Origin of the sequence: Bradyrhizobium sp., assembly GCF_049798375.1 — a bacterium.
Lineage (GTDB): Bacteria > Pseudomonadota > Alphaproteobacteria > Rhizobiales > Xanthobacteraceae > Bradyrhizobium.
On record NZ_JBARGP010000287.1, the window covers coordinates 1 to 12,807 of the forward strand.

Here is a 12,807-nt window from a genome sequence, read left to right on the forward strand (position 1 = left end):
CGCCGACGCCGCAGAAGGAATGGAAGCAGAGCCACGAGGATCGCGAGAAGCTCGACGGCCTCTACGAGTGCATCCTCTGCGCCTGCTGCTCGACCTCGTGCCCGAGCTACTGGTGGAACAGCGAGCGCTATCTCGGCCCCGCCGCGCTGCTGCAGGCGACCCGCTGGGTCAAGGACAGCCGCGACGAAGCCACCGGCGAGCGGCTCGATGATCTAGAGGATCCCTTCCGGCTCTATCGCTGCCACACCATCATGAACTGCGCCAAGGCCTGCCCGAAGGGCCTCAACCCGGCAGAAGCGATCGCCGAACTGAAGCTGAAGCTGGTCGAGCGGCAGATCTAGGCGATCTCGATGTGAGTTGGTGAACGCCGGTGGCTGATGGCCGCCGGCGTTTTTGTTTTGCGGATGACAGGCCGCGGTAGATGGGTAACGGGCCGCAGGCTGCTAATCAGACCATGATGCGGTCGAGATCCGCGGCGATCCGGGTGTTCGAAAATATCGCGCGCGCCTCGGCTTCGATCTCCGCATCGGGATAGCGGCCGGAGATATGGTTCAGCACGAGCTGCTTGACGTTCGCCTCAGCCGCAAGCGTGGCCGCCTCGCGCGCCGTGAGGTGTCCGTAGTCGCGCGCGGTCGCGGCATCGCGATCGAGGAAGGTCGCTTCGATCACCAGGAGATCGGCATCGCGAACATGCGCGGCCAGCCCCTCCGTGGTTTCGGTGTCACCCACGATGACGAGCTTCCTCCCTCCCTGCGGCGGGCCCAGCACATCCTCGGGATCGATCGTCACGCCTTCAGCGAGTGACACCTTCCGTCCTTCCGCCAGTTCCTTGCGCACCGGACCATTCGGCACGCCAAGAGCCGTCAGGCGGTCAGCGCGGAGATGGCGACGGCCCGGACTGGCGAAGGAAAACGCCACGCTTTGTGTGTCGCGGTGGCGGATCGGAAAGCAATCGATGCTGAACTCGCCGGCATCGATGACCCGGCCGGCTGTCAGCGGCGTGAGCTGCAGCGGAATCGGCGCCCGCCCCTCGCCCCAGAGCCCGGCCAGCATCCTGATGACGATGTCGAGCGTGTCCGGGCTGCCATGGATGGTCATGGCGTCGGCGCTCCGCCGCGTCCTCAGGGTCGAGAACAGCCCGGGAATGCCGAGGATGTGGTCGAAATGACCGTGGGTCAGAAGCAGCCGGTCGAGCCGTCGAAACCCCGCGCCGGCCTGCAGCAGCTGGCGTTGCGTGCCTTCGCCGCAATCAATCAGGATGCGGTGACCGCCCGACTCGACAAGAAGCCCGGGATGGTTGCGTGCGGCCGATGGAACGCTGGCCGACGTCCCGAGGAAGGTGAGCGCGAACATTCGTAACCCGTCTTTCGCAGCAGTCCCGGCTGATCTAGCAAGCTCATGGCGTACTTCCAATGCATGCGTGGCCGGCATTGCAATCGTCCGCCATATCCGCAAACCTTGTTCATCCTGCGGGCTGATGCAGAACATGCCGCGCTCGATTTCACAGGGATGCTCGCCGTGACCGACCTCTCGACGTGCTCAAGGATCGATCGGCTTGCCGATGCGGACGCGCGGCTGCTGGACAATCAAGGTTATCTCCTGCTGCGCGGCGCGATCCCGCAGTCATGGCTGCCGCCATTACGCGCGGCGTTCGAGGCCGGCGCGTTGCCGTCGGAGGGGTGGCCCGTTCCGCGTGGCCGCGACTGGCGCCATTCCCTGCTCGACGTCGATCCGACAGTGCAGCAGGTGTGCCGGATGCCGATCATGCTGGCAGCCGCCTATCATCTGCTAAAGGCCCCGTTCTTCCTGGCCCAGGTTGAGGGGCGCGAACCGCTTGCCGGCGGCGTCGCACAACTTCCGCACCGGGACGGCACCAACCCGGAGGGCACCGATTGCGTCTCGGCGCTCGCCTTCCTCGATGCCTATGGCGCGCACAATGGCGCGACGCAGTTGATCCCTGGCACGCATCGTCACGGCGCAGGCGAAGCAGATACCGCAAGCTGCGTCGAGGGTAAGGCAGGCGATATCCTGCTGTTCGACGCCAATCTGCTGCACGGTGCGACCCGCAACCACAGCGGCGCGCCGCGCCGGTCGATGCTGATTACCTATGGCAAGGCTGCGCACCCGGACGATTGGGACAAGACCCGGCAGTTGCGGGCCGTGCGAATGGCGTATGACGAGATCTACGACGGCTGATGAGCGCGGTCGATCAAACCGCAGATCAAGCGTCGGTCAGTCGCGGTGACCGAACCTCGCGATGCGGTCCGACGCTACGGAGGCCGAACCCCGCATGGTGCCTCGCGGCTCGCTTGGGACGAAATCATCGAAGCGCGGTGGCGCTGCGGCCCGCTCGGCGCCCGGCCAGAACAAAAGCGCCAGCATCAGGCCGAAATTGATCAGGCCGCCGATGATGGTGGCGTGCTGCTGCGCCAATGCCAGCGCCGGCATCCTGCTGGCGATCATCCAGTCGATGACGAGAACGGCGACCCATGCGGAGATGACGACGACCGGGTCCCACCCGATATCGCGTATCCGCATCGCCGCGAGCATGAAGTTGCTCACCATGGTGAAGCCGATGACGACGAGAAGCGGCCAGCCCGCGAACAACAAGAAGGGGCGGAGCCCCTGCGTCGGGCCGACACGGTAGGTGTAGTACACGGCCAGGATCAGCAGCAGCATGTTCAAGATCCCGAGCGCGATGCTACTCAGGAAATACGTCAGGCGCCCCAGACGGACATTGAACCCGAAGACCATGTCGAGCATCGGTGCGTTCCCCCTTGGCGCACCCTGGTCTCGGCCCGTTGCCGGCGGGTTAAGGCGAAGCGGGATTCGCGCGCGAAGGTTTCTTCAGTGTTACTTCGCCTGCCTCAGAGATCGATCGCGGTGTCGCTTTCGGGACGCGCGCAGCAGATCAGCACGTTACCGTCGGCCGGTGCGTCGACCGGGTCCGGCCGGTAACCGATCGTTCCCTCCACAAGCCCGGTCTCGCACATATGACAAACGCCGGTGCGGCATGACCATCGCGCCGGCACGTCACAGGCCTCGGCAAGCTCGAGCAGGCTGTTGAAACCAGGGCTCCAGCGCACGTTGACGCCGCTGCGGGTGAACGAGACCATCGGCCCGGTACCCGGCGGACCATCGGGTAGATGCGGCGGCTTGTGGAGCCCGCCAACAATGCCGGGATTGACGGACGCTGACGCGCCGAAGGTTTCGGTGTGGATATGAGCGGACGGCACGCCGAGGGCCTGCAGGCCGGACGTCATGTCGCGCATGAAGACCGACGGGCCGCAGATGAAGAAGTCACCGTCTGCGGGCAGGCCGAGCTTCGCCAGCGCCTGCGCATCGAGACGGCCACGCGCATCGAAGTCGATCCCCGGCCGATCGTCAGGCATCGGTGCGCTGTAGCGGATCTGGCTGTGCGCACGGCTGAGTGTCTTGAGCAGCTCTCTTGTCTCCGCAGCGAACGGATGCTCGCGGCCGTTGCGCGCGCCGTGCAGCCACCACACCTCGCGCGCCGACGATTGCGTCGCCAGGATGTGAAGCATCGCGAGAACAGGCGTCACGCCGATCCCGGCGCTGATCAGAACGATGGGCGCATCACCCGACGTCAGCGTGAAAGCGCCGCGCGCCGCGCCGACATCGACGAGATCGCCGACGTTCAGCGTGTCGTTGACATAGGTGCTGGCCGCGCCCCCGGTTTCCCGCTTGACGCTGATGCGATACGACGCCGCACTCGGCGCGTCGGACACCGAGTAGCTCCGGATCAGGCGCGCCCCTGCCGCGGTCTGCAGCCGCAGCACGATGAACTGTCCGGGCCGCGCCTTCTCGAACGGCTGCCCATCCGCGGGCTCGAGCACGAGCGAGACCACCGCTCCGCTCTCCTGCCGTTTGCGCACCACACGGAACGGCCGAAAGCCCGGCCATGCCGGAGGCGGTGCGGCCGCACCGGTCAGCCCTGCATTTCCTCCCGGTCCGCCGCTGTCTTGCGCCAGCAGTGCCTCGAACGAATGGCGCCAGCCGGCACTGAGCGCCGGAACGCGCAGCGCGCGCTCGAGTTGATCGCGGGGATGGCCGGGCAGATAGAGCAAGGCATCGATGGCCAGCACGCTGATGCGCTCGGGCCCACGATCGACCTGCGTGATCTCGTCGCCGGCTTCGACTTCGCCCTCCTCCAGCACGCGGAAATAGAAGCCCGGCCTGCGGTGCTTGACCAGCAGCGCCGCCATCTCCGGCTCATCCATACGAATGCCGACGCGATAGCAGGTGACCCTCGGTTGAGTCACCTCGAACAGGGCGCGGCCGATTCGGTACCGGTCTCCGATGCACACCTCGGCGTCGGCCAACCCATCGACCGTGAAATTCTCGCCGAACTGACCGAAGGGATATTCGCCCCGGCCGAAATGGTTCTGCCAATAACGATAGGACTCGATCTGGTAGACCATCACGGCACGGTGCTCGCCGCCATGACCGGCGAGGTCACCCTGCCCGTCGCCGTCGATGTTGAGCCGACGCACCATGCGGCGGCCGTCGACCGGCGCCTTCCAGATGGCGCTGCAAACCGTCCTGCCCTGCCACGTCACCTCCTGCGGCAAGCCGACATTCACCGAAAGCAGACGCGCCATCCCTGTGCTCCCATGACCGCTGACTCGATCTGGTGAAACTTTCGCGACCCGACAAGTGTTTTCGCAGCGCCCGATCGGCGACGAGAGCGCCCGCATTGCGGGCCTTGCCTCCGCAGTCTACCTTCGCCACGCTGATCTCACACCTCTCGGGAGCGATCGCGCCATGGCCGAGCCGCGCATCATTCTGCATCATTTCGACGAATCGCCGTTCTCCGAGAAGATTCGGCTGATCTTCGGCCTGAAGAGACTCGCCTGGAGCTCGGTCAGGATCTCGCGGATCATGCCGCGGCCGGATCTGATGCCGCTGACCGGTGGTTACAGGCGGACGCCGGTGATGCAGATCGGCGCCGATATCTATTGCGATACCCAATGCATCATGCGGGAGCTGGAGCGGCGCTTTCCCGCGCCGAGCCTGGTGCCGAAGGGATATCAGGGACTGGCCTGGGCCAGCGCGATGTGGACCGACCGCTGCTTCTTCCAGAACACCGTGAACCTCGTGTTCGGCACGCTGGCGGACAAGGTTCCTGCAGCCTTCATCGCCGATCGCGAGCAACTGCGCGGCGCCAAGTTCGATGTCGCGGCGATGAAGGCCGCGATCCCGCAGATGCGCGACCAGTTTCGCAGCCATCTGGAATGGATCGACATCCAGCTCCGCGACGAGCGGCCGTGGATCGCCGGTGATGCACCGAGCCTGTGCGATATCGACGCCTATATGAACATCTGGTACGCCCGCAGCAATCTGGACAATGCCGCCGATCTGCTCGGCGAATATGACCACGCCCGCTGCTGGGCGGCGCGGCTGCATGCCATAGGCCATGGCGAGCGCACCGAGATCTCCTCCTCCGAGGCGCTTGCGATTGCGACAGCGGCCACCCCGCAGACCGAGGAATTGCCCGACCTCGACGATCCCAACGGCCGCAAGGTCGGCGACAAGGTGGAGGTGATGCCCGACGATTACGGCAAGGTGCGCGTCGGCGGCGCGATCGTCGCATTGTCAGCCCAGCACATCGCGATCCGCCGTCACGATCCGCAGGCCGGCGAGGTGGTGGTGCATTTCCCACGCGCAGGCTTTCTGGTGTTTGCGGCGTAGATGCGATCCATGCACCAACCGGAGCCGACGACATCAGACCTTGATCGGCCCGGTCGCGGCGCGCCGCTCGACGTGCTGCTGGTATTTCTCCGGCTGGGTCTGACCTGTTTCGGCGGCCCGATTGCCCATATCGGCTACTTCCGCGACGAGTTCGTGCTGCGCCGCAGGTGGATCGACGAGCACGCCTTTGCGGATCTCGTCGGCCTCTGCCAGTTTCTGCCCGGCCCGGCCAGCAGCCAGGTCGGATTTTCGATCGGCTTGCTGCGGGCCGGCTATCTCGGCGCGCTCGCCGCCTGGACCGGCTTCACGCTGCCGTCGGCCGCGGCCCTCATTCTCTTTGCCTACGGCGCTGCCGCGCTCGGCGGACCGGCGGGAAGCGGGTTGCTGCATGGGTTGAAACTGACGGCGGTGGCGATCGTGGCGCAGGCCGTCTGGGGCATGGCGCGCACGCTCTGCCCCGACCGAACGCGTGCCTCGATCGCCGTGGCCGCGGCGCTGATCGTGCTGTTCAGCCCGGCGTCAGCGGCGCAGATCGGAGCGATCGTCGTCGGTGGGATTGCCGGTCTCTGGCTGTGCCGCAGCGGAGCACAGGCGACGGCCGGTGATATCGCGATGCCGGTATCGCGGACCGCCGGCCTCGTCGCGTTGGCCGGCTTCATCTTGCTGCTGGCGGGACTTCCGATCCTGCACGGCGTGAGCGGATCGGCCAATGTGGCCCTGTTCGATGCGTTCTATCGCTCAGGCGCGCTCGTGTTCGGCGGCGGCCACGTCGTGCTCCCCTTGCTGCGTGAAGCCTTCGTCGCACCGGGTTGGCTGAGCGACGATGCCTTCCTCGCCGGCTACGGCGCCGCCCAGGCCGTGCCGGGCCCGCTCTTCACCTTCGCGGCCTATCTCGGTGCAATGGTTGTGCCTGAACCGTACCGACTTGCGGGTGCATGCGTGGGTCTCATCGGCATCTTTCTTCCGGGCATGCTGGTATTGCTGGGCGTGCTGCCGTTCTGGAGCTCTTTCCGGAAACGGACTGGCGCGCAGGCCGTGATGCGCGGCGTCAACGCCGCGGTGGTCGGCCTGCTCGGCGCGGCGCTGTACAATCCGGTATGGACCACCTCAGTCCATACGGCGCCGGATTTCGGCATCGCGCTGACAGGCTTTGTCCTGCTGGTCGCCTGGCGCGCCCCACCGCTGCTCGTGGTCGCCTTCAGCGCCGCCGCGGGCGTGGCCATGGCGATGATCTGATCGGTGCCTTCATGCGAACGATCCGCGGCGGAGCTGGAGAACGCCGTCAGCAATGCCATTCCGCTCGGCAGAACATGCCGTCGTGTTCGATGAAAATCCTTGCGGAATTCTTGCAATACGTTCAACCAAAGGTAGAATATAGAAGGGCAACCTCTGGAACCGGTCCGATATGGAAGTATTGCCATTTTGTGAGGCCGGCCAATTGCATGTAAGCTCGAATCATCGAAGGCTGGAGCGACCGTGCAGAGCGCGCAACGCAATTCGCTGAGACTGTTGCGATGGATGATGATCGCCTCGTTGGCGTTGCCGCTCGGGCTCTTCATCGTCGCCTCGTTCGTTTCCTACAGCGCGACGCAGGACGAGGCCGATCGCGAGATCACACGCTCCCTCGATGTCGTGCACGAGCACGCGCTGAAGGTGTTCGAGACCATCGACCGCAGCCTGGCGGAGATCAACGAGATCATTCGCGGGCTGTCCGACGACGAGATCCGCGCGCGCGAGCCCGCTTTGCATGCACGGCTGAAAGAGCTCGTCGCCAGCCTGCCGCAAATGAAATCGGCCTGGGTGTTCGATGCGCAGGGGCGCACTCTGGTGAACAGCCTGGCCTCGCCGCCGTCCGAGATCGATTTCGCCGACCGCGACTATTTCAGGGCGCACGTCCCCGGCGACATCGGCACCTATATCGGCACGGCGTTGGCGCCACGCTCCCCCTACCCGGGTGCATCGTTCTTCGGCGTCAGCCGGCGGCGCCTGAGCGCGGATGGCAGCTTCACCGGCGTGGTCCAGGCGTCGCTGCTGCCGCAATATTTCGAGAATTTCTACGCCCGGATCGGCCGTGAGGCCGGCAGCTATTTCGCGGTGCGTCGGGCCGACGGTACCCCGCTCGCGCGGTTTCCGGCATTGCCGGCCGACCGTGGCCTGGACGTCGTTACGTTGAAAGCCATGGCCGCGCGTCCGGCCGGCCTTATCACCGCGACGTCGCCCATCGACGGCATCGAGCGGCGCATCGGTTATCAGCGGCTGGCCGAGTATCCGGTCTATGTCACCGCCGGTCTCGAGACCGCAGCGATCCGCGACCGCTGGCTCGCCGCCATGAGCCGGCAGCTGATCTTCGGCCTGCCCGCGACAGCGCTGCTGTTTCTGCTCCTGATGCTGGCGCTGCGACGGACGCAGACGCTCCATGCCGAAGCCGCGCGCCGCATCGAGGCCGAGGATGCGCTCAAGCACGGCCAGCGCATGGAGGCGCTGGGCCAGCTCACCGGCGGGGTCGCGCACGACTTCAACAACCTGCTTACGGTGATCCGGGCGTCGGCCGACCTGTTGCGACGGCCGAACCTACCGGATGAGCGGCGGCTGCGCTACATCGACGCGATTTCGGACACGGTGGCACGGGCCGCGAAGCTGACCGCACAACTGTTGGCCTTCGCGCGCCGACAGGCGCTGAAGCCGGAAATATTCGACGCCGGCCGTACCGTCGGCGCGCTGCGCGACATGATCCGCACCCTGGTGGGCTCGCGGATCGAAATCCAGATCTCGATCCCCGACGAGGCCTGCGCCATCCATGCCGACGCCGGCCAGTTCGAGACCGCGCTGATCAACATGGCGGTCAATGCGCGCGACGCGATGGCCGGCGAGGGACGCCTGACCATTACGGTTCACCACGTCACCGATCTGCCGCCGCCGCTGCGGCCGGGCGAACGGCAGCCGCTCGGCTATGTGGCGGTCTCTGTGCGCGACACCGGGATCGGCATTGCGCGGGACCAGTTCAGCCGCATCTTCGAGCCGTTTTTCACCACCAAGACGATCGGCCACGGCACCGGCCTCGGCCTGTCGCAGGTGTTCGGCTTCGCCAAGCAGTCCGGCGGCGAGGTTCATGTTGCGAGCGAGCTCGGCCTTGGCGCGACCTTCACGCTGTACCTGCCGCGCGTCGCAGGCGCAATCGATACGGCAGTCTCCGCTTCCTCGTCCGAGCCGACCGCGCCGATCGGCGGCAACGGCATGTCGGTGCTGGTGGTCGAGGACAACATCGATGTCGGCCGCTCGGCCACCGACGCACTCGCCGAACTCGGCTACCGCACCACGCTGGTCGACAACGCCAAGGACGCGCTGGAGGAGCTGATCGGTAGCGGCAGCCAGTTCGACGTCGTCTTCACCGACGTGGTGATGCCGGGCATGAGCGGCCTCGAGCTCGCCGAGGAGATGCGCCGGCTCGATTCCGCGGTGCCGGTGGTGCTGGCGACCGGCTACAGCCACGTGCTGGCGCAGCAGGGTGCGCAGGGCTTCGAGCTCCTGCGGAAGCCTTATACGATCGAGGAGCTGTCGCGCACGCTGCATAAGGTGGCACCACCTTATGCCTCGTCGCCAGCTGCGGCAGCACCGCGCCAGTAAGCGGCGGCGGTGCGCCGCCGCGACCGCGGGACCGTAGCGGAACCAACTGATTTCGGTTCCGTTGTCGGACCATGGTGCAGGTGCAAACGACGTCCCGACCGACATCTGAACCGGCTGCGGCGGAGATGAAGGCGCCGATCACGGAGGTCGCGGCCGAAGACGGCGACGCGATCGAGCCGCCGCCCCCGGAAGTGGTCGAGCCCGATCCGGAGCTCTCGCCCGAGGAAGCCGAACACGTTCGCAAGAGGTATCTGCTGACGCGCTTCTGGATCAGCGCGCGCGGCTATTGGGGCCGAAACGGCGACCGCCTCGCCTGGCTGTTCACGATCGGCCTGCTGGTGATGATCGTCGCCAATGTCGCAGTCCAGTATGGCATCAACGTCTGGAATCGCGCGATCTTCGACGCTATCGAGAAGCGCGCCGCGGACACCGTCTTCCATCTTTCCGCATTGTTCTTTCCGCTTGCGATCGGCAGCGTTGCGCTCGGCGTCGCGCAAGTCTATGCGCGGATGGCGATCCAGCGCCGCTGGCGCGCCTGGCTCACCAGCAGCGTGATCACGCGCTGGCTCGGCAATGGCCGCTACTATCAGCTCAACCTGGTCAGCGGCGATCACAAGAATCCCGAGTACCGCATCGCCGAGGATTTGCGCATCGCCACCGACTCGCCGGTCGATTTCATGGCGGGCGTGACCTCGGCGCTGCTGTCGGCCGCGACCTTCATCGTCGTGCTCTGGACCATCGGCGGCGCGCTGACCATCCATCTCGGCGGCAAGCTGGTCACGATCCCCGGCTTCCTCGTTATCGCAGCGGTGCTCTATGCCGCGATCGCCTCCGGCTCGATCCTGGTGATCGGCCGCCGCTTCGTATCGATTTCCGAGGACAAGAACCAGGCCGAGGCTGAATTCCGCTACACGCTGACCCGCCTGCGCGAGAATGGCGAGAGCATCGCGCTGCTCGGCGGCGAGCAGGAGGAACGCGACGGCATCGACAAGACCTTCGGCAACGTGCTGCGGCAATGGGCGCGACTGGCCGGCCAGCACATGCGCACCACATTGGTGTCGCAGGGCTCCAGCCTGATTGCTCCCGTCGTTCCTTTGCTATTATGCGCACCGAAATTCCTCGACGGCAGCATGAGCCTTGGCGAGGTGATGCAGGCGGCGAGCGCCTTCACCATCGTGCAAAGCGCGTTCGGCTGGCTGGTCGACCACTATCCGAGCCTGGCCGACTGGAACGCCTGCGCGCGGCGCATCGCCTCGCTGATGATGTCGCTGGATGCACTGGAGCGCGCCGAGCTCGGCGACGGCTTTGGCCGCATCAAGCGCGGCGAGACCGAGGGCGAGGCGATGCTGAGCCTGAACGATCTCTCGGTCACGCTGGACGACGGCACCGCGGTGGTCGGCGAAACCGAGGTGGTGATCGATCCCGGCGAGCGGCTCTTGGTCGCCGGCGAATCCGGCACCGGCAAAAGCACGCTGGTGCGCGCCATCGCCGGCCTGTGGCCATGGGGTGGCGGCAGCGTCAATTTTCATGCCGACCGGCGGCTGTTCATGCTGCCGCAGCGGCCTTACGTGCCATCCGGCACCCTACGCCGCGCGGTCGCCTATCCCGGCGCCGCAGACGATTGGACCGTGGACGAGATCGGCAAGGCCCTGCACAAGGTCGGGCTCGATCATCTCAAGGACAAGATCGAGGAGGAAGCGCCGTGGGATCAGACCTTGTCCGGTGGCGAGAAGCAGCGCCTCGCCTTCGCGCGGCTGTTGCTGCACAGCCCCGACATCGTGGTGCTGGACGAGGCCACCTCGGCGCTCGATGCCAAGAGTCAGGACAAGATGATGCAGATGGTGACGAGCGAATTGCCGCGGGCAACCATCGTCAGCGTCGCTCACCGGGTCGAGCTCGAAGCCTTCCACAGCCGCAAGATCGTGCTGGAACGTCGCAAGGGCGGCGCCAAGCTGGTCAGCGACATCGACCTGATCCCGCGCAAAGGCAAGCGCCGGCTGCTCGGTCGCTTCCTGCGCCAGCGCAAGCCAGCGGGGAAGATGGCGGCGTGAGCGTTACCCCCGGCCCAGTGCGCATTTGCGCGCGCTTCTATCACCAGGCCAGCGCGACCGAGCGCGGCGGTGTTCAACCCCGACTGCTGCGGAGCTGACCGGTTCCGCCCCGCGATCGAGGAACATCGTACGGCACCGCCGCGTTGCTGTTTCTAAGCATGATTGAGGAGCGAACGATGACGGATGACAACACGCGCGATCAGGACCGCGTCTGGGACTTGATGAAGAAGATCGGCTTCGCGATGCTGGTGACGCACGATGGCGACAAGCTGCGGGCGCGGCCGATGGCCGCCTATGTCGAGCGCAACGAGAATACCGTCTATTTCCTCACCGACGCCCGCCGCCACAAGGATACCGAGATCGCACGCGATCCGAACGTCAATCTCTCGTTCGCCGACGCGGGCAGCCAGAAATATGTCTCGCTCAGCGGCAAGGCGACCATCTCCAACGACCGCAACAAGATCAAGGAGCTGTTCGGGACACCGGCGAAAGCATGGTGGGAGAGCGCTGATGATCCCAACATCCGCGTACTCAAGATCGCGCCCGATGACGCCGAGTTCTGGGACTCGCCGGGTACGGTCGTGAGTTACGTGAAGATGGCGGCCGCTGCCGTGACCGGCAGCCGCCCGGACATCGGCGACAACCGCAAGGTCTCGCTGTGATGCCAATCGAACCTCCGGAGATTCCGCCGGCGACTCCGGGACACCCGACCGTGCCGCCGCCGGAAGATCCGGTGGGCAACCCGAGCCCGGAGATTCCACCGCCGGTCACCGAGCCCGGCATGCCCAATCCGCCACGAGAGCTGCCGGGCGAAATGCCGCAGGAATCGCCGGGGCACGGGCCGAGCAGTCCGACGACCCCGAATCCGGCGACGGATTGAGCCCGATACGCTCGAGCCCAATCGAGACGGGCCAGTTGCGAGCGACCCGAGGCCGCATCTTCCGCTGATGCGGCCTCGACATACCCCGCCTGAGTTTCCAATCCAAGCCGTTGAAGGTAAAGCCTGAATGCGCCATGAATGGGCGCGTTCACGCGTTGCAATGTGGCGGAAATAAATCGACGCCGCGATTTGAACGTCGCCACATTCCGGCCTAACGCTTATTTGTTCATCGCGCGCCCGACCAAATCATATTGGGAAACGAGATCACATGACCAAACTTCGTCTCTTGCTGCTTGCGACGACCGCCGCGTCGGCGATGCAGATGGCAAGCTCTGGATCACAGGCGCATGCTGCCCCGCTGGTGCTGGCGCAGGCGCAGGGCGAAGTCGGCCCTGACGGAAAGCCGAAGCAGCCACCCCATGGCCAGCCTCCTGGCGCTCCGCCGCAACATCCGGGCGCAGCGCCGCATCCGCAGCCAGCACCGCCGGCCCCGCATCCAGCTGCGCCACCGCCTCCGCATCCAGCTGCGCCGCCGCCACC

The 12,807-nt window shown here is 65.9% G+C and carries 11 protein-coding genes; 8 read left to right on the top strand and 3 right to left on the bottom strand.

Annotation, left to right across the window (positions count from 1 at the left end; genetic code table 11):
* A partial coding sequence (locus tag WA702_RS12360; RefSeq protein WP_425110808.1) for a 4Fe-4S dicluster domain-containing protein occupies nucleotides 1–341 on the top strand: 341 nt, incomplete at its 5' end.
* A 106-nt stretch (nucleotides 342–447) separates the two neighbouring features.
* On the opposite strand, the gene WA702_RS12365 is transcribed toward WA702_RS12360, so the two are convergent.
* The gene (locus WA702_RS12365; protein WP_425110809.1) at nucleotides 448–1,353 is read right to left on the bottom strand and encodes a ribonuclease Z; all 906 of its coding nucleotides are present in this window, start codon (nucleotides 1,351–1,353) and stop codon (nucleotides 448–450) included.
* A 156-nt stretch (nucleotides 1,354–1,509) separates the two neighbouring features.
* Between WA702_RS12365 and WA702_RS12370 the strand changes: the two genes are divergently transcribed.
* A complete protein-coding gene (locus WA702_RS12370; RefSeq protein WP_425110810.1) occupies nucleotides 1,510–2,196 on the top strand; it encodes a phytanoyl-CoA dioxygenase family protein in 687 nt (228 codons plus the stop codon).
* 36 nt (nucleotides 2,197–2,232) lie between these two features.
* Here the strand turns inward: WA702_RS12370 and WA702_RS12375 are convergent, their stop codons facing one another.
* Both WA702_RS12375 and WA702_RS12380 read right to left on the bottom strand, forming a co-directional pair.
* Nucleotides 2,233–2,763, bottom strand: a complete 531-nt coding sequence (locus WA702_RS12375; RefSeq protein WP_425110811.1) for a DUF805 domain-containing protein — start codon at nucleotides 2,761–2,763, stop codon at nucleotides 2,233–2,235.
* A gap of 104 nt (nucleotides 2,764–2,867) precedes the next feature.
* Nucleotides 2,868–4,622, bottom strand: a complete 1,755-nt coding sequence (locus WA702_RS12380; protein WP_425110812.1) for an MOSC domain-containing protein — start codon at nucleotides 4,620–4,622, stop codon at nucleotides 2,868–2,870.
* A gap of 163 nt (nucleotides 4,623–4,785) precedes the next feature.
* Between WA702_RS12380 and WA702_RS12385 the strand changes: the two genes are divergently transcribed.
* From WA702_RS12385 to WA702_RS12410, 6 genes are all read left to right on the top strand, one after another.
* Nucleotides 4,786–5,712, top strand: a complete 927-nt coding sequence (locus WA702_RS12385; RefSeq protein WP_425110813.1) for a glutathione S-transferase family protein — start codon at nucleotides 4,786–4,788, stop codon at nucleotides 5,710–5,712.
* 9 nt (nucleotides 5,713–5,721) lie between these two features.
* Nucleotides 5,722–6,948, top strand: a complete 1,227-nt coding sequence (chrA, locus tag WA702_RS12390) for a chromate efflux transporter (protein ID WP_425110814.1) — start codon at nucleotides 5,722–5,724, stop codon at nucleotides 6,946–6,948.
* A 240-nt stretch (nucleotides 6,949–7,188) separates the two neighbouring features.
* Nucleotides 7,189–9,336, top strand: coding sequence for an ATP-binding protein (locus tag WA702_RS12395; RefSeq protein WP_425110815.1), 2,148 nt, complete (start codon nucleotides 7,189–7,191; stop codon nucleotides 9,334–9,336).
* Nucleotides 9,337–9,461: 125 nt separating this feature from the next.
* Entirely contained in the window at nucleotides 9,462–11,387 is a 1,926-nt protein-coding gene (locus WA702_RS12400; RefSeq protein WP_425110816.1) for an ABC transporter ATP-binding protein/permease, read from the top strand.
* Nucleotides 11,388–11,563: 176 nt separating this feature from the next.
* Nucleotides 11,564–12,049: a pyridoxamine 5'-phosphate oxidase family protein gene (locus WA702_RS12405; RefSeq protein ID WP_425110818.1), complete on the top strand. Its 486-nt coding sequence runs from the start codon at nucleotides 11,564–11,566 to the stop codon at nucleotides 12,047–12,049.
* Complete coding sequence (locus WA702_RS12410) at nucleotides 12,049–12,267, top strand: hypothetical protein (protein ID WP_425110819.1); 219 nt, start codon at nucleotides 12,049–12,051, stop codon at nucleotides 12,265–12,267. Before WA702_RS12405 ends, WA702_RS12410 begins: the two co-directional genes overlap by 1 nt.
* The last annotated feature ends 540 nt before the right edge of the window (nucleotides 12,268–12,807 follow it).

Excerpts from the sequence above, each read along its gene's own strand:
- WA702_RS12375 (WP_425110811.1), bottom strand. The coding sequence starts at position 2,763 with ATGCTCGACATGGTCTTCGGGTTCAATGTCCGTCTGGGGCGCCTGACG.
- WA702_RS12410 (WP_425110819.1), top strand. The coding sequence starts at position 12,049 with ATGCCAATCGAACCTCCGGAGATTCCGCCGGCGACTCCGGGACACCCG.
- WA702_RS12380 (WP_425110812.1), bottom strand. The coding sequence starts at position 4,622 with ATGGCGCGTCTGCTTTCGGTGAATGTCGGCTTGCCGCAGGAGGTGACG.
- chrA (WP_425110814.1), top strand. The coding sequence starts at position 5,722 with ATGCACCAACCGGAGCCGACGACATCAGACCTTGATCGGCCCGGTCGC.
- WA702_RS12365 (WP_425110809.1), bottom strand. The coding sequence starts at position 1,353 with ATGTTCGCGCTCACCTTCCTCGGGACGTCGGCCAGCGTTCCATCGGCC.
- WA702_RS12405 (WP_425110818.1), top strand. The coding sequence starts at position 11,564 with ATGACGGATGACAACACGCGCGATCAGGACCGCGTCTGGGACTTGATG.
- WA702_RS12400 (WP_425110816.1), top strand. The coding sequence starts at position 9,462 with ATGAAGGCGCCGATCACGGAGGTCGCGGCCGAAGACGGCGACGCGATC.
- WA702_RS12370 (WP_425110810.1), top strand. The coding sequence starts at position 1,510 with ATGCTCGCCGTGACCGACCTCTCGACGTGCTCAAGGATCGATCGGCTT.
- WA702_RS12385 (WP_425110813.1), top strand. The coding sequence starts at position 4,786 with ATGGCCGAGCCGCGCATCATTCTGCATCATTTCGACGAATCGCCGTTC.